This window comes from Marinobacter sp. V34 (genome assembly GCF_055524115.1).
This window is the reverse complement of record NZ_JBUPZY010000002.1, coordinates 237,022-256,464: the sequence shown is the minus strand read 5'-3', so window position 1 is coordinate 256,464 and position 19,443 is coordinate 237,022. Positions and strand designations below refer to the sequence as shown.

At 56.4% G+C, this 19,443-nt stretch carries 17 protein-coding genes and 2 riboswitches; of the genes, 16 read left to right on the top strand and 1 reads right to left on the bottom strand.

The window, feature by feature from the left end; all coding sequences use genetic code 11:
* Nucleotides 1–50: 50 nt before the first annotated feature.
* The 16 genes from AC0B60_RS04255 to nhaB all read left to right on the top strand — a co-directional run bounded on the left by AC0B60_RS04255 (nucleotide 51) and on the right by nhaB (nucleotide 18,334).
* On the top strand, nucleotides 51–923 hold the full coding sequence (locus tag AC0B60_RS04255) for a ParB/RepB/Spo0J family partition protein (protein ID WP_036212072.1): 873 nt from the start codon (nucleotides 51–53) through the stop codon (nucleotides 921–923).
* 312 nt (nucleotides 924–1,235) lie between these two features.
* Entirely contained in the window at nucleotides 1,236–1,634 is a 399-nt protein-coding gene (locus tag AC0B60_RS04250) for a F0F1 ATP synthase subunit I (protein ID WP_465084299.1), read from the top strand.
* A 19-nt stretch (nucleotides 1,635–1,653) separates the two neighbouring features.
* Nucleotides 1,654–2,526, top strand: coding sequence for a F0F1 ATP synthase subunit A (gene atpB / locus AC0B60_RS04245; RefSeq protein ID WP_465084297.1), 873 nt, complete (start codon nucleotides 1,654–1,656; stop codon nucleotides 2,524–2,526).
* A gap of 73 nt (nucleotides 2,527–2,599) precedes the next feature.
* Complete coding sequence (atpE, locus tag AC0B60_RS04240; protein ID WP_012138088.1) at nucleotides 2,600–2,857, top strand: F0F1 ATP synthase subunit C; 258 nt, start codon at nucleotides 2,600–2,602, stop codon at nucleotides 2,855–2,857.
* Between the two features lie 66 nt (nucleotides 2,858–2,923).
* Nucleotides 2,924–3,394 carry a F0F1 ATP synthase subunit B gene (locus tag AC0B60_RS04235; protein ID WP_465084295.1) on the top strand — a complete coding sequence of 157 codons (471 nt, stop codon included), beginning with the start codon at nucleotides 2,924–2,926 and terminating at the stop codon, nucleotides 3,392–3,394.
* 15 nt (nucleotides 3,395–3,409) lie between these two features.
* Nucleotides 3,410–3,946 (top strand): F0F1 ATP synthase subunit delta, encoded by a 537-nt coding sequence (locus AC0B60_RS04230; RefSeq protein ID WP_465084293.1) that lies wholly within the window; start codon nucleotides 3,410–3,412, stop codon nucleotides 3,944–3,946.
* Nucleotides 3,947–3,974: 28 nt separating this feature from the next.
* Nucleotides 3,975–5,519: a F0F1 ATP synthase subunit alpha gene (gene atpA / locus AC0B60_RS04225; RefSeq protein WP_465084291.1), complete on the top strand. Its 1,545-nt coding sequence runs from the start codon at nucleotides 3,975–3,977 to the stop codon at nucleotides 5,517–5,519.
* A 71-nt stretch (nucleotides 5,520–5,590) separates the two neighbouring features.
* Complete coding sequence (gene atpG / locus AC0B60_RS04220; protein WP_465084289.1) at nucleotides 5,591–6,454, top strand: F0F1 ATP synthase subunit gamma; 864 nt, start codon at nucleotides 5,591–5,593, stop codon at nucleotides 6,452–6,454.
* A 54-nt stretch (nucleotides 6,455–6,508) separates the two neighbouring features.
* Nucleotides 6,509–7,903 (top strand): F0F1 ATP synthase subunit beta, encoded by a 1,395-nt coding sequence (gene atpD, locus AC0B60_RS04215; protein WP_465084288.1) that lies wholly within the window; start codon nucleotides 6,509–6,511, stop codon nucleotides 7,901–7,903.
* Between the two features lie 47 nt (nucleotides 7,904–7,950).
* The gene (locus AC0B60_RS04210; protein ID WP_465084287.1) at nucleotides 7,951–8,373 is read left to right on the top strand and encodes a F0F1 ATP synthase subunit epsilon; all 423 of its coding nucleotides are present in this window, start codon (nucleotides 7,951–7,953) and stop codon (nucleotides 8,371–8,373) included.
* A gap of 142 nt (nucleotides 8,374–8,515) precedes the next feature.
* Nucleotides 8,516–9,880, top strand: coding sequence for a bifunctional UDP-N-acetylglucosamine diphosphorylase/glucosamine-1-phosphate N-acetyltransferase GlmU (gene glmU / locus AC0B60_RS04205; RefSeq protein ID WP_465084286.1), 1,365 nt, complete (start codon nucleotides 8,516–8,518; stop codon nucleotides 9,878–9,880).
* A 34-nt stretch (nucleotides 9,881–9,914) separates the two neighbouring features.
* Nucleotides 9,915–11,747, top strand: a complete 1,833-nt coding sequence (gene glmS / locus AC0B60_RS04200; protein ID WP_465084284.1) for a glutamine--fructose-6-phosphate transaminase (isomerizing) — start codon at nucleotides 9,915–9,917, stop codon at nucleotides 11,745–11,747.
* A gap of 146 nt (nucleotides 11,748–11,893) precedes the next feature.
* Nucleotides 11,894–11,992: riboswitch (glycine riboswitch) on the top strand.
* A 163-nt stretch (nucleotides 11,993–12,155) separates the two neighbouring features.
* A complete protein-coding gene (locus tag AC0B60_RS04195) occupies nucleotides 12,156–13,400 on the top strand; it encodes a D-amino acid dehydrogenase (protein ID WP_465084282.1) in 1,245 nt (414 codons plus the stop codon).
* Entirely contained in the window at nucleotides 13,400–14,362 is a 963-nt protein-coding gene (locus AC0B60_RS04190; RefSeq protein WP_465084280.1) for a helix-turn-helix transcriptional regulator, read from the top strand. The genes AC0B60_RS04195 and AC0B60_RS04190 overlap by 1 nt, the downstream gene beginning before the upstream one ends.
* A 111-nt stretch (nucleotides 14,363–14,473) precedes the next feature.
* Nucleotides 14,474–16,576, top strand: a complete 2,103-nt coding sequence (locus AC0B60_RS04185; RefSeq protein ID WP_465084278.1) for a TonB-dependent siderophore receptor — start codon at nucleotides 14,474–14,476, stop codon at nucleotides 16,574–16,576.
* Nucleotides 16,577–16,828: 252 nt separating this feature from the next.
* Nucleotides 16,829–18,334, top strand: a complete 1,506-nt coding sequence (gene nhaB / locus AC0B60_RS04180; protein WP_288353156.1) for a sodium/proton antiporter NhaB — start codon at nucleotides 16,829–16,831, stop codon at nucleotides 18,332–18,334.
* Here nhaB and AC0B60_RS04175 read toward each other — a convergent pair.
* Nucleotides 18,321–19,055, bottom strand: coding sequence for a DUF3047 domain-containing protein (locus tag AC0B60_RS04175; protein ID WP_465084276.1), 735 nt, complete (start codon nucleotides 19,053–19,055; stop codon nucleotides 18,321–18,323). The genes nhaB and AC0B60_RS04175 overlap by 14 nt on opposite strands.
* A 101-nt stretch (nucleotides 19,056–19,156) precedes the next feature.
* A riboswitch (cobalamin riboswitch) is annotated at nucleotides 19,157–19,365 on the top strand.
* Nucleotides 19,366–19,443: the final 78 nt, after the last annotated feature.

The following is a 19,443-nucleotide window of genomic DNA, read 5'->3' as shown; positions in this document are numbered from 1 at the left end:
TACTCCCTCCTTTGCACACAGATATTTCATCGGGAAGAATGACAAACACCATGGCGGCGAAGAAACGAGGACTGGGTGAGCGCGGATTGGGCGCTCTGTTGCAGGGCTCCAGGGTCAACCTGGACCAGGAACTGAAGGATCACGACGGTGAGCTCCGGGAAGTTCCGATAGACCTGATCCAACGTGGCCGGTTCCAGCCTCGCCGTGACATGGACCCGGCGGCTCTTCAGGAACTGGCCGACTCCATTCGCCAGCAGGGTGTGATGCAGCCTGTTGTGGTGCGTCCTATTGCGGAAGGCCGCTTTGAGTTGATCGCTGGCGAGCGCCGCTGGCGGGCCACCCAGATGGCCGAACTGGACCGTATTCCCGCCATTATCCGTGACGTGCCGGATGATGCCGCCATCGCCATGGCGCTGATTGAGAATATCCAGCGCGAGAATCTCAATCCCATCGAAGAAGCCTTTGCGCTGCAGCGCCTGCAGGACGAGTTCGGCCTGACCCAGGCCCAGGTGGCCGAAGCGGTGGGTAAGTCCCGCACCACCATCACCAATCTGTTGCGCCTGATCAGTCTGTCGGAAGACGTTCGCGTCATGCTGGAACACGGCGATCTTGAAATGGGCCATGGCCGGGCCATGCTCACTCTGCAACCCGAACAGCAGATGCAGGTAGCGAGACAGGTAGTGGCAAAATCCCTGTCGGTACGGCAGACAGAAGCCCTGGTTCGCCGGGTGCAACAGGAATCGCCGAACCGTAAGAAAGCCAAGGGTGAAGTGGATCCTAACATCCGCGCCCTGCAGGACGACCTCGCCGAGCGACTCGGTGCCCGGGTGTCGATTGACCACGGTCAGCGTGGCAAGGGCAAACTGGTGATTGAGTACACTTCCCTCGACGAGTTGGATGGCATTCTGGGCCACATCAAGTAACGTCCTTGGCAATGTTTTCACAGTGTCACTGTTAACAATTTAGTGTTGGCAATCTGCGACCAACGACGAGGTACCAAAGGCCAGTTTTGACTAGGTACCACTACATATAGTGCTACCCCTTCGTGTTGGTGCCTATTTGTGTCCCGAATTCCCCCAGCGCCAGCTTTTCTGCGTGTTTCAGGGCGGAGAGCCAGTTCCGGTTTTGTTGATTCGTGTAGATTGAACACATATAATCTGCGGCGCTTGTATCGGTGTATCTGTCTAAATTTCGAACATCACCGACCCAAAGCGGTGTAACACCCGGGAAACGACATGACGAAGGCTCAACCGGGCGGAATCCAACGCCCGCCACTGGCACGATGGTTTGTCATAGAATGTGTGGTATTGGTCATCGTCAGTCTGGCATTCCTCTTTAAAGGCCAGGTGTCCGGTTATTCAGCACTGCTGGGGGGGCTTATTTTTCTTCTGCCCCATGGCTATTTTGCGTTCAAGGCATTCCGCTATTCCGGCGCGCGGTCTGCCAGGCAAATCATAAGCTCTTTCTACCAGGGTGAGGCCGGCAAGCTCATCCTGTGCGCCATCCTGTTTACGATGGTGTTTAAATGGATTCAGCCGCTTGATATTGCGGCACTTTTTTTATCATTTGCGATCATGTTGGTCACCAATTGGTTGACTCCGCTTCTGGCGGGCCGCAGAACGCAGCGAAGCTAACAGGACCTGAGAGAACGTTATGGCAGGCAGCGCATCAGAGTATATTCAGCACCACCTCCAGAATCTCACCTATGGAAAACTTCCGGCCGGCTATGAGCGTGCTGATGGTTCGGTGACGTCGGAAGCGGGCTGGACCATGGCCCACAACGCCCGGGAAGCCTCTGATATGGGGTTCTGGGCTGTTCATGTGGATTCGCTCGGATGGGCGGTTGGCCTGGGCCTGATTTTCCTGATCCTTTTCCGTATGGCCGCCAAGCGTGCTACTTCAGATCAGCCTGGCGGGCTGCAGAACTTCGTTGAAATCATGATCGAGTTTGTCGATACCAGCGTGAAGGAAACTTTCCACGGCAGGAACAAGGTTATCGCTCCTCTCGCATTGACGATTTTCTGCTGGGTCTTTCTGATGAACCTGATGGACCTGGTGCCGGTCGACTTCCTGCCCCAACTGTTCCACATGATGGGTCTGGAATACATGAAGGTGGTACCGACCACTGACGTAAACGTCACACTGGGCATGTCGCTCTCCGTGTTCTTCCTGATCATCTACTACAGCATCAAGGTCAAAGGCGTCGGTGGCTTTGTTGGAGAACTGACTCTGCACCCGTTCTCCTCAGACAACTTTTTCCTCAAAGTGCTGCTGGTACCGGTTAACCTCCTGCTGGAAGGTGTGAGCCTGCTGGCCAAGCCCATTTCACTGGCACTGCGTCTATTCGGTAACCTTTATGCCGGTGAATTGATCTTTATCCTGATTGCCCTGCTGCCGTTCTGGGCACAGTGGGCACTGTCTGTACCCTGGGCCATTTTCCACATTCTGATCATTACGCTGCAGGCGTTCATCTTTATGATGCTGACGATTGTTTACCTGAGCATGGCTCACGAAGACAGTCATTGATCGGAACCGTAAAACCGTAGTTTTAAAACCAAAACCCTTAAACTGAAAACCTAACTGAAAACTGGGAGTTATCATGGAAACTGTAGTTGGAATGACCGCGATTGCCGTTGCACTGCTGATCGGCCTGGGCGCACTGGGTACTGCTATCGGCTTTGGTATCCTCGGTGGCAAATTCCTGGAAGGCGCTGCGCGTCAGCCAGAAATGACTCCGATGCTGCAGGTTAAAATGTTCATCGTTGCAGGCCTGCTGGACGCCGTAACCATGATCGGTGTTGGTATCGCACTGTTCTTCACTTTCGCCAACCCGTTTGTCGGCCAGATCGCCGGTTAATCGAGTCGCCACCGGAGCTGGACTCCGGACTGATGATTCTTTACACAACAGGCGAGAGGTGAAGACGTGAACATTAATTTGACGATGATTGGTCAAGCCATCGCGTTCTTTATCTTTGTCGTGTTCTGCATGAAATATGTGTGGCCGCCGATTATGGCCGCACTGCAGGAACGTCAAAAGAAGATCGCTGACGGACTGGCTGCCTCAGACCGCGCCGCGCGCGATCTGGAACTGGCTCAGGAAAAGTCAGCTCAGGAACTGCGTGAAGCCAAGCAGCAAGCCGCTGGTCTGATCGAACAGGCCAACAAGCGAGCGTCCCAAATTGTCGAAGCGTCCAAAGATGACGCCCGCAAGGAAGGTGAGAAGCTGATTGAGCAGGCCAAGGCCGAAATTGAGCAGGAGCGCAATCAGGCTCGTGACGCATTGCGTGCAGAAATTGCAGCCATCGCGGTCGCTGGTGCTGAGAAGATCCTGGAAACCTCTGTCGATGCCAACAAGCACAGTGAGATGCTGGACAAGCTGGCAGCAGAACTCTAAACGACGAGGTTTATCATGGCACAACTGAGAACGCTGGCCCGCCCTTACGCAAAGGCAGCATTTTCGGCCGCTCAGGACCAGAAGCAACTGGCTGAATGGTCCGAAGTGCTAACCGTTGCCGGGCAGATTTCAGCGAACGAAGACATTCGACAGCTTCTCGCCAGTCCAGGCACTGAAGAGCAGAAGAAGGCAGAAATGATTCTGGAATGCGTTGAAGGTAACGTGACGGAATCGGTTCGTAACTTTCTGATGATTCTGGCGGATAATCGCCGGTTGAGCCTTCTGCCTGAGATTGCAGCGCTCTTCAACACGTACCGGGCTGACTTTGAGCGCACTGTTGATATTGAAGTCACCTCTGCATATGAGTTGACCGACGAACAACAGCAGAAGCTCGCCCAGGCACTATCGACCAAACTCGAGCGCCAAGTGTCACTCGCAGCGTCAATGGACAAGGCTTTGATCGGAGGTGTGATCGTTCGCACCGGCGATATGGTGATTGACGCATCTGTACGCGGAAAGCTGACCAAACTGGCCGACGCTCTGGGCTCCTGATTTCAGCACAAGGTTTGAGGATAAAGGCATGCAGCAACTGAATCCATCCGAGATCAGTGACATCATCAAAAAGAGAATCGAAAAACTCGATATTTCTTCCGATGCAAAGAACGAAGGTACGATCCTCTCCGTTTCTGACGGTATCGTACTGATCCACGGTCTTGCCGACGTTATGTACGGCGAGATGATTGAATTTGCCAACGGTATATTCGGTATGGCCCTGAACCTGGAGCGTGATTCCGTGGGCGCGGTTGTACTGGGTGACTACGAAGGACTGGCGGAAGGCCAGAAGGTTCGTTGTACCGGTCGCATCCTGGAAGTACCGGTTGGCCCCGAATTGATGGGCCGCGTTGTTGACGGTCTGGGTAATGCCATCGACGGTAAAGGCGAACTGGGCACATCCCAGACGTCACCGGTTGAAAAGGTTGCTCCAGGCGTTATCGCACGTCAATCTGTCGATGAGCCGGTTCAGACCGGTCTGAAAGCGATCGATACCATGGTGCCAATCGGCCGTGGCCAGCGTGAGCTGATCATCGGCGACCGTCAGATTGGTAAGACCGCCGTCGCCATCGACGCGATCATCAACCAGAAAGACTCCGGCATCAAGTGTATCTATGTCGCAGTCGGCCAGAAGCAGTCTTCCATTGCCGCCGTTGTGCGCAAGTTGGAAGAGCATGGTGCGATGGACCATACCATCGTGGTTGCCGCCGGTGCCGCCGACCCTGCAGCGATGCAGTTCCTGGCGCCGTACTCCGGCACGTCCATGGGTGAATATTTCCGTGACCGCGGTGAAGACGCCCTGATCATCTATGATGATCTGTCCAAGCAGGCCGTGGCATACCGCCAGATCTCCCTGCTGCTGCGTCGTCCGCCGGGCCGTGAAGCCTATCCGGGTGACGTTTTCTACCTGCACTCCCGTCTGCTGGAGCGCGCGTCCCGGATCAACGCCGATGAAGTCGAAAAGCTGACCAACGGCGAAGTTAAAGGCCAGACTGGTTCCCTGACTGCGCTGCCGATCATCGAGACCCAGGCCGGCGACGTTTCGGCGTTCGTACCGACTAACGTAATCTCGATCACCGACGGCCAGATCTTCCTCGAGACCAACCTGTTCAACTCCGGCATTCGTCCGGCAATGAACGCGGGCGTCTCGGTATCTCGGGTGGGCGGTTCGGCCCAGACCAAGATCATGAAAAAGCTCGGCGGTAATATCCGTCTGGCACTGGCCCAGTATCGTGAACTGGCAGCTTTCGCACAGTTCGCTTCCGACCTTGACGAAGCGACCCGTAAGCAGCTTGAACACGGTCAGCGAGTGACCGAACTGATGAAGCAGAACCAGTACAGCCCGATGTCCGTGGCTGAGATGGGTACTGTTCTGTTCGCAGCCAACGAAGGCTTCCTGGACGACGTTGATGTCGACAATGTAGTGAAGTTCGAAGCAATCATGCTCGACTGGATGCGGTCCGAGCAGAAAGAACTTCTCGACAAGATCAACGAGAAAGGCGATTACAACGATGAAATCGCTGCGGGCCTGAAAGCTGCACTTGAGAAATTCAAGACCACTCAGAGCTGGTAACGAATGGGCCTGCAATGCGTTGTAGGCCGATTTACGAGCAGTGAGTGTCTAACTTGAGAAGGCAGTGAGTTATGGCCGGCGGAAAAGAAATACGTAACCAGATATCCAGCATCAAGAGTACGCAGAAGATCACCAGCGCCATGGAAATGGTGGCTGCGAGCAAGATGCGTAAGGCTCAGGAACGCATGAAGGCAACACGCCCTTATGCGGAAAAGATGCGTCAGGTTATCGGGCACATTGCCAAGGCGAACGTTCAGTACAAACATCCCTTCATGGTTGAGCGAGAAGTTAAGCGCGTAGGCTATGTGGTGGTGTCTAGTGATCGTGGCCTGTGTGGTGGTCTGAACATCAACCTGTTCAAAGCGCTTGTCCGTGACATGCGAGCGTGGAAAGAGAAAGGAGTTGAGGCTGATCTGTGCGCCATCGGGCAGAAAGGTGCTTCTTTCTTCAGGAGCTATGGCGGTAACGTCGTTGCGGCGCTGACCCATCTGGGGGACAGCCCGAGCTCCGACAAACTCATCGGCAACGTCAAAGTCATGTTGGATGCGTTCTCGGAAGGCAAGATCGACCGTTTGTATCTGGTCAGCAACGAGTTCGAAAACACCATGACCCAAACCCCGCAGGTCGAGCAGATTCTGCCGCTGCCTCCGGGGGAAGACGAGGAAGAGATCAAGAACCAGTGGGATTATCTCTACGAGCCCGATGCCAGGCAGATCCTCGATGGCCTTCTGCCACGTTACATTGAATCCCAGGTGTACCAGGGTGTGGTGGAAAATCTGGCATGTGAACAGGCCGCCCGTATGATCGCCATGAAGAGCGCAACCGACAACGCCGGTGGCATCATCGACGAGCTTCAGTTGGCTTATAACAAGGCGCGTCAGGCAGCCATCACCCAAGAGATTTCGGAGATTGTCAGCGGCGCGGCTTCGGTCTGATCCGCCAGCAATCCAACTGGTTTTATTGACTATCAAGATAACGAGGAACCGAGCATGAGTAGCGGACACATCGTTCAGATCATTGGCGCGGTTATCGACGTGGAATTTCCACGTGACTCCGTACCCAACGTATATGACGCACTGCTGCTTGAAGGTGGCGAAACAACTCTGGAAGTCCAGCAGCAGCTGGGTGACGGCATTGTTCGTACCATCGCGATGGGCAGCACCGAAGGCCTGAAGCGTGGCCTGAAAGCAGACAACACCGGTAAGGCTATTTCCGTGCCGGTCGGTACCCAGACTCTGGGCCGTATCATGGACGTACTGGGTCGTCCTATCGACGAACAGGGCGAGATCGGCGAAGAAGAACGCTGGGGTATCCACCGCAAGGCACCGGGCTATGCCGACCAGGCGGCGTCCGCAGACCTGCTGGAAACCGGCATCAAGGTTATCGACCTGATCTGCCCGTTCGCCAAAGGTGGTAAGGTTGGCCTGTTCGGTGGTGCCGGTGTTGGTAAGACCGTCAACATGATGGAGCTGATCAACAACATCGCGAAAGAGCACTCCGGTCTCTCCGTATTCGCCGGTGTTGGTGAGCGGACCCGTGAAGGTAACGACTTCTACTACGAAATGAAGGACTCCAACGTCCTTGATAAAGTAGCGATGGTCTACGGCCAGATGAACGAGCCTCCCGGAAACCGTCTTCGTGTAGCCCTGACCGGCCTGACTATGGCTGAGAAGTTCCGTGATGAAGGTCGTGACGTCCTGTTGTTCGTCGACAACATCTACCGTTACACACTGGCCGGTACCGAGGTATCTGCACTGCTGGGCCGTATGCCGTCTGCAGTAGGTTACCAGCCGACACTGGCCCAGGAGATGGGTGAGCTGCAGGAGCGTATTACCTCCACCAAGACTGGTTCCATCACGTCCATCCAGGCGGTCTATGTACCGGCGGATGACTTGACTGACCCGTCACCAGCGACCACTTTCTCCCACCTTGACGCGACTGTAGTACTGAGCCGTGACATCGCTTCCAAGGGTATCTACCCGGCGATCGACCCGCTCGACTCCACATCACGTCAGTTGGACCCGCTGGTGATTGGTAACGAGCACTACGAAGTGGCTCGTGGCGTGCAGACCAACCTGCAGCGCTACAAAGAGCTGAAAGACATCATCGCGATTCTGGGTATGGACGAGCTGTCAGAAGAAGACAAGCTGACCGTTGCCCGGGCCCGTAAGATCGAGCGTTTTCTGTCCCAGCCGTTCCACGTTGCTGAAGTGTTCACCGGTTCGCCCGGTAAGTATGTTTCCCTAAAGGAAACCATCAGCAGCTTTAAGGGCATCCTCAACGGCGACTATGATGACATGCCTGAGCAGGCGTTCTACATGGTTGGTACCATTGAGGAAGCGGTCGAGAAAGCGAAGGAAATGAAGAGCAAGGCGAAGAAGTAATCTGAGCCTCAAGCGCTTGTTTCCGGATCGATCAAAGAGGCAACAACATGGGTATGACCGTGCATTGTGACGTGGTAAGTGCCGAAACAAAGATCTATTCCGGATTGGTTGAAATGCTGATCGCAGCCGGCTCTGAAGGTGACCTGGGTATTGCCCCGGGTCATACGCCGCTGCTGACCCAGCTTAAGCCGGGTCCCATCCGGATAATCAAACAGGGCGGAGAGGAAGAAATCCTCTATGTGTCCGGTGGTTATCTGGAGGTTCAGCCGAATCTGGTGACGCTGCTCGCGGACACTGCTGTCCGTGCCAAGGATGTGGACGAAGCAGCGGCGTTGGAGGCTCAGCGTGAAGCTGAGAAGGCACTCGCCAACCAAACTGGTGAATTCGAGTATTCCCGTGCTGCCGCTGAACTGGCCGAGGCTGTTGCTCAGCTTCGAACCATTCAGCAGCTGCGCAACAAGATGCGTTAAGCATTTTTGTTCGGGACTGCCGATCACCAAAACCGCATCCTGAGTAGCCTGAGAACAGCGAAACGTTGTCAGGCAACCAAGGATGCGGTTTTTTTGTTTTCAGGCACCGAAATTGGCTACCAATCCGGAGCGTGGTAATCGTATGACTCCCCTTCACGTTGTGATTCTGGCTGCAGGCCAGGGTTCGAGAATGAAATCGTCGCTGCCCAAGGTTCTCCACCGGGTGGCGGGCAAACCCATGCTTCATCACGTTGTTGATACCGCGCGCCAGTTGGGCGCCTCCGGTATCCATGGCGTCATTGGTCATGGTGCGGATCAGGTTCGGCAGATCACTCCCGCCGACGATCTCATCTGGGCGTTGCAAGAAGAACAGCTGGGTACGGGCCACGCGGTTGCCCAGGCCCTGCCGGCTCTGCCAGATGAAGCACGGGTGTTGATTCTCTATGGTGATGTACCATTAACCAAAGTCGAAACGCTTGAGAACATGGTTGCTCAAGTAAGTGATCGTTCACTTGCGTTGTTGACTGTGAACCTGGAAACGCCGGACGGTTACGGACGCATTCTGCGGGATGACAACGACAAGGTTCGCGCGATTGTCGAACAGAAGGATGCCACCGACGCTCAGAAGGATATACGGGAGGTGAATACTGGCATCCTGGCGGTCTCGGCACGTCACTTGAAGGAATGGTTGCCGCAGCTCTCCAATCGTAATGCTCAAGGTGAATACTACCTGACCGACATCATTGCCATGGCGGCTGATCGCGGAGTGGAGATTGCCGTTGCCCAGCCTGCTAGCGAATACGAAGTCCAGGGCGTTAATAACCGTCTTCAACTCGCCGAACTTGAGCGCTGGGTGCAGCGTCAGGAAGCGGACAGGTTGATGACTGAGGGCGCAACCCTGGCCGATCCGGCCCGTATTGATGTGCGTGGCGAGTTGACCGTAGGCCAGGACGTCCTGATCGATGTTAATGTGGTGTTTGAAGGCAAGGTGTCCCTGGCGGATGGCGTTAGTGTTGGCCCGGGCTGTGTGATTCGGGACAGCCATATCTCGGCCGGTGCAAAAATCGAAGCGCACTCGCTGATCGACGGCTCGGAAGTGGGGGCGGGTGCCAGTATTGGGCCTTTCGCCCGCCTCCGGCCGGGTACCCGACTGGCTGCCAACACCAAGGTTGGGAATTTTGTCGAGACCAAAAAAGCTGACGTGGGAGAGGGCAGCAAGATCAACCACCTCAGTTACGTTGGCGATGCCTCACTTGGCCGTAACGTAAATGTGGGTGCAGGAACCATCACCTGTAATTATGATGGGGTGAATAAATACAGAACCGTTATTGGTGATGGCGTATTTGTGGGTTCCAACACCTCATTGGTGGCACCGGTCAGCGTGGCCGCCGAGTCTACCGTCGGTGCGGGTTCGACCATCACCCGTGATGTGGCGGAAAGCGAACTGGCGGTAGCCCGGGCCCGCCAACGTAATATTTCCGGCTGGGAACGGCCGGCGAAAAAGTGATTTAAACGATTTACAACGGACAGGTGACAGCGACATGTGTGGCATTGTAGGTGCGGTATCGGAAAGGGACGTTCAGGGAATTCTTCTCGAAGGCCTGCGCCGTTTGGAATACCGGGGCTATGACTCTGCCGGTATGGCCGTGATTGATGGCAAACAAGCCATTAACCGGGCCCGGGAAGTAGGTAAAGTGGCCGCTCTGGCCGATGTCATGACTGGCAACGGGCTTGAGGGAGCCGCCGGTATCGCACATACCCGCTGGGCGACCCACGGTGAACCCTCCCAGATCAATGCACACCCGCATATGTCCGGTGATCGCCTGGCCATTGTCCATAACGGTATTATTGAGAACTATCAGGAGCTGCGGGAAGAACTGAAAGCCGAGGGGTTTGAGTTCACCTCCCAGACGGACACAGAAGTCGTTGCGCACCTTATCGAAAAGCAGTTCCGTCTAAGCAACAGCCTTTACGAGGCCGTGAGTACCGCGATTGAACGTTTGCGTGGTGCGTTTGCGCTGGCAGTGATCCACGCTGATGAACCGGACCATATGGTGGTTTGCCGTGAAGGCAGCCCGTTGGTGGTGGGTGTGGGTATTGGAGAGAACTTCATTGCCTCCGACCAGCTCGCGTTGCTACCGGTTACCGACCGCTTCATGTTCCTTGAAGAAGGCGATATCGCCGATATCCGCCGTGATCGAATCGAGATCCACGATCGCAACAAGCAACCGGTGGAGCGTGCGGTTACCCGCTTTGAACACAGCCAGGACGCCGCCGAAAAAGGCGAGTACCGCCATTTCATGCTCAAGGAAATCCATGAGCAGCCGCGGGTCATCCGCGCCACAACGGAAGGCCGAGTGACCAACACCCGCGTGCTGGAACAGGCGCTTGGTACCCAGGCCGGCAACCTGCTGGAAGACGTTCGCCATGTTCAGATCATCGCCTGTGGGACCAGTTACCACGCTGGCATGGTCGCGCGCTACTGGATAGAAGACCTGGCGGGCGTGCCCTGTTCCGTGGAAGTGGCCTCCGAGTTTCGTTATCGGAAACATGTGATTCAGCCGGATACCCTGTTCCTGTGTATCTCCCAATCCGGAGAAACCGCCGATACCCTCGCGGCGCTGCGCCAGGCCAAGAAAGCCGGTTTCCGTGCCGCCATGGCCATCTGCAACGTACCGGGGAGCTCTTTGGTGCGGGAGTCCGATCTGGTGATCATGACGCAGGCCGGCCCGGAAATCGGCGTTGCCTCCACCAAGGCGTTCACCACCCAGCTTACCGCGCTATTGATCTTCACCCTGGCATTGGCTCGCCACAACGGCCTGGAAGAGTCTCGGGAAGCAGAGATTGTTGAGGCTATTCGCCTGCTACCCGGTCAGGTGGATCAGATCTTGGCACTGGATGGCGATATCGCCGAGATGTCGAAGTCCTTCATGGACAAGAACCACAGTCTATTCCTGGGCCGCGGTGCCATGTTCCCAGTGGCTCTGGAAGGTGCACTGAAACTCAAGGAAATCTCCTACATTCACGCCGAAGCGTATCCGGCCGGTGAGCTCAAGCACGGTCCCCTTGCCTTGGTGGACGGGGAGATGCCGGTGGTCACAGTGGCGCCCAATAATGAGCTGCTGGAAAAGCTGAAGTCCAATCTGGAAGAAGTTCGCGCCCGCGGTGGCGAGTTGTTTGTATTTGCTGACCAGGCAGCGGACGTACGGCCACAGGAAGGTATCCACGTGATGCCGCTGCCGTCGGTACACCCGATCACCTCACCGATTGTCTATACTGTGCCATTGCAGTTGCTGTCGTATCATGTGGCCGTGCTGAAAGGCACGGACGTGGACCAGCCCCGGAATCTGGCGAAGAGTGTCACAGTTGAGTAAATCTCCCTGCTGTTGGGGGTGCTATGATTTTGGTGATGACTTATCTGGTTTGGCGCTTTTAACTTAAGGCGTCAATTGAGGAAGAGGTTTTGTAGCGCTGCGTTATTTGCTACTTTGCGAAGCAGACTTGCATTTATTGCAGACAGAAGGTGTTAGCGGGAGAGATCGTGTCACACATTGGTGTGGCCGGCGCCGAAGGAGCAACTGCCCCGGAAACTCTCAGGCAAAAGGACCGCTGACATAAAGACTTTCCGAAGAGTTGCCAACGACTGCGTCCGTTGGCACACCGAAGGAGCAAGCGACCGGTTCTGTTGGAACGGTGCGTGAATCTCTCAGGTACAGTGACGGAAGGGGTGCTTTCTACCATGCTGTGGAGAAAGGAAACCCTGGACGCCCCTGGAGAGTGTTATGAAGCGAATTGCAGTTATTGGCGGTGGTATCACGGGTATCACCACCGCTTACACCCTGGCCAAGCGCGGCCTGGATGTGACGGTCTACGAGAAACACCGTTACGCGGCGATGGAAACGTCCTTTGCCAATGGTGGTCAGTTGTCCGCCTCCAACGCCGAGGTCTGGAACAACTGGCAGACCATCATCAAGGGCCTTAAGTGGATGTCCCGCAGGGATGCGCCGCTACTGGTCAACCCCAAGCCTTCCTGGCACAAACTGAGCTGGTTCGCCGAATTCATCGCTGCGATTCCTCAATATGAACAGAACACCACGGAAACTGCCCGCCTTGCGATTGCCGCCCGCGATCACCTGTTTGCCTGGGCGCAGGACGAAGGAATCGACTTTGATCTGAAGAAGCAGGGCATCCTCCATATCTACCGTGACAAGGCCGGGTTCGACCATGCTGCGAATGTTTCCAGGTTACTGGCCGCCGGCGGCCTGGAGCGTCGGGCTGTCACGCCCGAGGAAATGCGCGCCATCGAGCCCACGTTGGCGGGGACCTATTATGGCGGTTTCTATACCGAAAGTGATTCAACCGGTGACATCCACAAGTTCACCAACGGCCTGGCGGACGCGATCCTGCGCCTCGGCGTCAAAACCTGCTATGGACACTCGGTGACCGAGCTTAGTGCGGACGGGTCCCATGCTTGGGTAACCTCCCATGACGGCGAGGAGCAGACCCGCGACACTTTTGATGGTGTGGTGATCTGTGCGGGTGTGGGTAGCCGGGAACTGGCCGCCAAGCTGGGGGACCGAGTCAACATATACCCGGTGAAGGGATATTCCATCACCGTTGAGCTGGACGATCAGGCCTCTCAGAAGGCAGCGCCGACAGTCAGTTTGCTGGACGATGCCACTAAGATCGTGACCAGTCGCCTGGGAGATGATCGTTTCCGGGTTGCGGGTACGGCGGAATTCAGCGGTTACAACCGTGATATCCGGGATGACCGTATCCAGCCGCTTACCCGCTGGGTCGAGCAGTGTTTCCCCGGGGTTTGTACCCGCCGCGTCGTACCCTGGGCGGGACTGCGCCCCATGCTGCCCAATATGATGCCGCGAGTCGGGCCGGGCCGGTTGCCCACCGTGTTCTATAACACGGGGCATGGTCATCTGGGCTGGACCCTGTCTGCAATTACCGCTGAGATGCTGGCGGACGCCGTTGAGTCAGCGTCGTCAGGCACAACAGTGAGTGCCGCTGGCTAGTGTGGGGCAATCGTGCCGAATTAACGTCATTCGGCAGGCAGGATTTCCTGGCGTTTGGCCGCGACTACGGAATCAGCTACCGCTTTCCCGACGTCGACGGTCATAGCGCCCCCGATGATGAACTTACCATCGCCCGGGGGCGAATCGATGAAACCCCGCTACCTTCGGGGTTTCGTTTCACTCATTCCGACCTGACGATCTCCCACAGCTACGAATCGGTGTCGCTGGGCCATGCGCCCCTGTTGATGGTGATCGTGCTCGAAGGGCGCATTCGCCTGTCGGTTGGTGCGGTCGAGCGGGAGCTTGGAAGTGGCATGGCCGCCAGCCTGCAGCTACGACCGGAGTACGCACTGGCAGCCTATCAGCCCGCCGGCCAACGTCTGGAAACCATTGTGTTGGCCTTTGATCCCGGTGGCCCGTTGCCGGCGCACACTGAACAGGGTTCTCTGCGAACTCTGCTCAGGGGGGTGCAGGACCCAGTGGTGCTGTGGGACGTTCCACCGGTTCTCATGACGGCTCTTGAGCAATCCCTTGACGTCAGGCTGCCCGAGACTCAGAAAACACTGGTGCTGGAAGGTCTGGCGCTGCAGTTGGTGGGTTATGGTCTTCCGGAGCAGGTGCCAGCGATTGAGAGGAAAAGTCGTGCTTCCTCCCAGGAGCATCAGCGCCTGGAGGCTATTCGTCAATTGCTAGAATTCGCCCCGACGGAAGATTACTCCCTGACGGATCTCGCCAGCCGCGCCGCAATGAGCCCCAGCAGTTTGCGTAGTAAATTCCGTGCGACCTACGGATTGTCGGTGTTCGGGTATCTGCGTAAGTGTCGGTTGAACCTGGCCTGGCATTACCTGGAGCAGGGCTACTCCGTTCAGCAGGCGGCCCACCGGTCTGGCTATCGGCATGCCACCAACTTTGCGACTGCGTTCCGTCGCCAGTTCGGTGTTTCTCCCAAAACCGTCGTCTGAATCATAGGGTTTGTCGTTTCACATACAAAATCTGTCACTTGGCATATCTAATTCTGGATCTAAAAGCGAATAATTCGCATTAAATTATCGTTAGACCCAAGTGAGGTTTTCATGTTCCGACATTCCCGTTTGTCATTTGCGGTTGCCATGGCCCTTGTCGGTGTCACCGGCGCGCCATTAGCCGTTGCCCAGGAACAGGGCGAACCGAAAATGCTGGATGCGCTAAACGTAACAGCGACCCGCAGCGCCACGAAAACCGATACCCCGGTGATTGAAACCCCGCAATCAGTATCTGTTGTCAGCCGCGAAGACTGGGAAGAAAAAGGCGCCCGCACGGTGCAGCGCGCCGCCAGCTATACCCCGGGTGTGGGTACGAACCAGGTGGGGTCTTCCAACCGCTACGATTATCTGATTCTCCGCGGTTTTTCCGATGGCAGTATCAACAACACCTATCTGGATGGCCTGCGGGTGATGAACGACGGTGGCTCCTACAGCTCCTTTGCCATTGATCCCTGGTTCCTTGAGCGTATGGAGATTGTCAAAGGCCCGACCTCTGTTCTATACGGCCAGGGCTCCCCTGGCGGGATTGTTGCCCTGACCAGCAAGCGTCCGGAGTTCCGGGATGGGGGTGAAATTCGTGTCTCGCTCGGCAACAACGCCCAGCGCAGCTTTGCCTTTGATGTCACCGGCCCGGTGGGTGATGAACAACGGGTGGCCTATCGTGTGACCGGTATTGCCTCGGCTGCCGACGCGCAACAGGACCATGTGGAGCTGGATCGCCGCGCCATTGCCCCGTCACTGACCTGGGAAATGACCGACGATACCAGCCTGACGCTGCTGGCTTACCTCCAGCGCGATCCGGAGGGTGGCTATCACAGCGGTTTGCCGTACGAGGGCACGGTGGAATCTCGCAATGGCCAGAAAATCGACAACACCTTCTTTGAGGGCGAACCGGACTACGACCTGTTCCGGCGCGACATGACCATGGTGGGGTACGATCTGGAGCATCGAATCAACCGCGATTGGTCCGTCTTGCAGAAAGCCCGCTATCTGGATTCGGACGTTGAGTTGAAACAGGTCTATGCCTATGGCTGGGCCTCGGCCACTGAGCTTAACCGTTTCTACTCCGGTGGCGATGAGGATCTGCATTCGCTTACGGTCGATAACCAGATCCAGGGGGAAGTGGCGACCGGCGCCGTGGATCACACCGTTCTGGTGGGGGTGGACTACCAACAGCGTGAGAACGATGTGGTCTGGCCGTCGGGCGCCTTCCCGGCCATTGATGCGTTTAATCCTGAGTACGGTGCCGAACCCACCGCCCTGTATCCCCCGCAGCGCAATCTCCGAAAGCAGAAACAGACCGGGGTCTATCTGCAGGACCAACTGGCTACCGGCGGCTGGCGGCTGACGTTGGGTGGCCGTCACGACTGGGTGGAGATCGAGAACACCAATCGTGACAGCGGTGTCGTGGCAGAGCTGGACGAAACCCAGTTCAGTGGCCGCGCCGGACTGCTCTACCTGTTCGACAACGGCATCGCCCCCTACGTCTCCTACTCCACGTCGTTTTCGCCCAGTGCTTATACCGACGAGAGCGGCGACCTGCTGGCCCCCAGTGAAGGCAAGCAGATTGAAACCGGGCTGAGATACCAGCCAGTGGGAACCACGGATCTGTACACGCTCTCGTTGTTCCGCATCCAACAGGAAAACCTGGCCACCAAGCTGCCGCAGGAGTCCTTCTACCGCAGCATCGGCGAGATTGAATCCCAGGGTGTGGAACTGGAGGCCAAAGCACAGCTGACGGAGAACCTGAATGTCCAGGCTGGGTATGCGTTCACGGACGTCACCTTTGAGAAGTCCGAGGCCTATCGCGAGGGCAATACCGCCAGCCAGGTGCCGGAACACCAACTGACCCTGTGGGCGGGCTACCGGTTCTCACGGGGAGTTCTCAACGGTGCCAACGCCGGATTGGGTGTCCGTCACATCGCGGATATCTACGCTGATGACGCCAATACTGAAAAGGTGCCGGACTACACTCTGGTGGATCTGGCCCTGGGCTACGATTTCAGCAAACTCGGCCTGGAAGGCGTTTCTACCCGGCTGAATGTGAACAACCTGCTGGACAAGGAATACGTGGCGTCCTGCTATAACAGCCTGGAGTTCTGTTACTTCGGCGCTGAGCGTAACGTGACGGCGTCGGTTTCCTACCGATTCTGATCACGAGTGGAAAGTGACGAGGGGCAAAACAAACTCTGAGCGCTGAAAATAGAGTCGATTCCGACTCTGTTTTTAAGTAATATTACGAAACTCTTTTGAGTGGTCGTCCGGCCACTCTTCCTTGTTTCATGTAAGACCAAATAGGCACTCACCCTGTACCTTTGGGGAATTACCGGTTACACATATATCAAGGAAGATGCGGGCCTTCTGCCACACAATTCCAACAAACCGTTTACTCAGAAGATTCCCGCAATGCCCACAACCGTTCTCTCCGGCTTTACCCACAACTTCCTGGGTAATGCGCCCACCTGGTACAAACAGGTTATCCTGCTTTTCCTGATTGCCAACCCCCTGATTGTCTGGACCCTTGGCCCGGCCGTGGCCGGTTGGGCGTTGGTGGGGGAGTTTATCTTTACCCTGGCCATGGCGCTGAAGTGCTACCCACTGTTGCCCGGTGGGTTGCTGGCGATTGAAGCCCTGTTGGTGGGTATGACGTCAGCGGACGCGGTGTACCACGAGGTGTTGGTGAACTTCCCGGTCATCCTGCTTCTGATGTTCATGGTGGCTGGCATCTACTTTATGAAAGAGCTGCTGCTCGTGACGTTTACCCAGATCCTGGTGGGTGTGCGGTCAAAGTCCGCGTTGTCACTGCTGTTCTGTGCTGCTGCGGCCGTTCTATCCGCGTTCCTGGACGCGCTTACCGTCACCGCAGTCATCATCAGTGTCGCTGTCGGTTTTTACTCGGTGTACCACAAGGTTGCCTCCGGCAAGGGTTATCATCACTCTGATCACAACGCCAACAGCGATGAACACGTGATTGAGTTGCACCGGGAAGACCTGGACAAGTTCCGGGCCTTTCTGCGTAGCCTGCTGATGCACGGTGCTATTGGAACGGCCTTGGGGGGAGTCTCCACCATGGTGGGCGAGCCCCAGAACCTGCTGATCGCCAAGGTAGTAGGGTGGGACTTTGTCAGTTTCTTCCTGCGCATGGCGCCGGTGAGCCTGCCGGTGCTGGTGGCCGGCCTGACCACCTGCTGGCTTTTGGAAAAGCTGCGCTGGTTTGGGTATGGCGCCCGGTTGCCCAAGCCTGTCCGCCAGGTACTGGAAGAGTTTGCTGACAACGAGCGCACCAAGCGCACGAAAGCCGACCAGGCTGCCCTGTGGGTGCAGGCGATGGCGGCTCTGGTACTGGTTGTTGGGCTGGCGTTTCACCTGGCAGAGGTGGGATTGATTGGCCTTCTGGTGATTATCCTGATCACCTCGTTCACCGGTGTTACAGACGAACACCAGATCGGCAAAGCCTTTCAGGAGTCGTTGCCGTTTACCTCGCTGTTGGTCGTATTTTTTGCCATTGTTGCGGTCATTCACGAGCAACACCTGTTCAAGCCGATCATCGATTTTGTGCTCAGCCTGCCGCAGGATCAGCAGCCGGGCATGTTCTTTATTGCGAACGGGCTGTTGTCGATGATCAGCGACAATGTGTTTGTAGCCACCGTGTATATCAGTGAAATCAAACAGGCGCTGGACGCCGGCAGTATCGACTACGAGCATTTCCAGGAGCTGGCCATCGCCATCAATACCGGCACCAACCTACCCAGTGTGGCCACACCCAACGGCCAGGCAGCGTTTCTGTTTCTGCTGACGTCTGCAATCGCCCCGCTGGTGCGGTTGTCCTACGGGCGGATGGTTGTGATGGCGTTTCCCTATACCATCGTGATGGGTGCGGTGGGCCTGTTTTGCGTCATCAATCTGGTTTGACCAGGCTGACATCGCCATACCAGGCAGTAGCAGATGCTCCGGTGTTGTCGGAATCCGACATGATGGCGACGCCCACCAGCTTTGGTGGCTCGCGGTCAAAGGCCTTGCGGTAGTCCGCAACGATATCGCGTTCCACCGTGACCCATTCGCCAGTGTTGGTGACGCCGGAGTTCACCGCGACCATCATCGTGGTATCGGTGAAGGGGTTGGCAACGATCTCTCCGACCGGCAGCCGGTTCGCCCAGATGTAGTTCAGCGCATTGCCCGGCAGTTCCTCCCCGAACACCACTTCCACGGTCTTGCGTTTCGCGCGCTCGAAAAAGCCGGCTTCGTCCGGCTCGAACTCAAAAGCCACGTAGATTCGCGCGGGGTAGTCATCGCCCTCCTTTTTACGGGCGTTTCCCTGCTCATAGACGTTCGACACTTTCCACCGCCAGCGCAGGATCAGCGAATCCCCGGGTTCGACAGACACCCTTGCAATAAGCCCGGAGGCGCTGTTGTCCGTGGTGGCCTCGACCACCTGTTCGCCGTTGTCGTCCGTCAGCTGATAGCGACTGTGGCGGTCGATCTTCGGAAACTCCATCGGTTCCCAGCCATCTTCCAGGGACGTTATGGCTGAAAACGCGGTGATCAGCGAGTTTTCGGCACTGTCTGCCAGGGCTGTGGCTGCGATCATCGAAAGCGCCAGGGCGGCCGTCAGGTATCTCCGTAAAGGACTCATGGGATGCTCCTATGCTTTTGTTCACTGACCGGTCTCTGTCGGAAAAGTGCCTTGTTGTGATTAATCTTAGCCTATATAGTGTTTATATCCTTGGCTTGGTACCAGATATAGCGATCAAAGGTTAATCAATCACTGATCGCGATTATCACGGTACTGGGAATCCGGTGAGACTCCGGAACTGACGCGCAGCGGTATTGGGGAACGAGCGTGGCACAAAGACACTGGCGAATGCCGGGAAGTCGCCACGCAAGGCCGAGCCAACAGGCTCACGCCCCTGAGTCCGAAGACCTGCCTGGGAACACAACTGCACCTTCGCGTATCAAGGTGAGCAGATCGGTTTTGTGTTGTCTCTGTTCAGAGCGATGCTCGCCCCTGCGTACGCGAAGGT

Coding starts and splice junctions, on each gene's coding strand:
- AC0B60_RS04255 (WP_036212072.1), top strand. CDS start 51: ATGGCGGCGAAGAAACGAGGACTGGGTGAGCGCGGATTGGGCGCTCTG.
- AC0B60_RS04250 (WP_465084299.1), top strand. CDS start 1,236: ATGACGAAGGCTCAACCGGGCGGAATCCAACGCCCGCCACTGGCACGA.
- atpB (WP_465084297.1), top strand. CDS start 1,654: ATGGCAGGCAGCGCATCAGAGTATATTCAGCACCACCTCCAGAATCTC.
- atpE (WP_012138088.1), top strand. CDS start 2,600: ATGGAAACTGTAGTTGGAATGACCGCGATTGCCGTTGCACTGCTGATC.
- AC0B60_RS04230 (WP_465084293.1), top strand. CDS start 3,410: ATGGCACAACTGAGAACGCTGGCCCGCCCTTACGCAAAGGCAGCATTT.
- atpA (WP_465084291.1), top strand. CDS start 3,975: ATGCAGCAACTGAATCCATCCGAGATCAGTGACATCATCAAAAAGAGA.
- atpG (WP_465084289.1), top strand. CDS start 5,591: ATGGCCGGCGGAAAAGAAATACGTAACCAGATATCCAGCATCAAGAGT.
- atpD (WP_465084288.1), top strand. CDS start 6,509: ATGAGTAGCGGACACATCGTTCAGATCATTGGCGCGGTTATCGACGTG.
- AC0B60_RS04210 (WP_465084287.1), top strand. CDS start 7,951: ATGGGTATGACCGTGCATTGTGACGTGGTAAGTGCCGAAACAAAGATC.
- glmU (WP_465084286.1), top strand. CDS start 8,516: ATGACTCCCCTTCACGTTGTGATTCTGGCTGCAGGCCAGGGTTCGAGA.
- glmS (WP_465084284.1), top strand. CDS start 9,915: ATGTGTGGCATTGTAGGTGCGGTATCGGAAAGGGACGTTCAGGGAATT.
- AC0B60_RS04195 (WP_465084282.1), top strand. CDS start 12,156: ATGAAGCGAATTGCAGTTATTGGCGGTGGTATCACGGGTATCACCACC.
- AC0B60_RS04185 (WP_465084278.1), top strand. CDS start 14,474: ATGTTCCGACATTCCCGTTTGTCATTTGCGGTTGCCATGGCCCTTGTC.
- nhaB (WP_288353156.1), top strand. CDS start 16,829: ATGCCCACAACCGTTCTCTCCGGCTTTACCCACAACTTCCTGGGTAAT.
- AC0B60_RS04175 (WP_465084276.1), bottom strand. CDS start 19,055: ATGAGTCCTTTACGGAGATACCTGACGGCCGCCCTGGCGCTTTCGATG.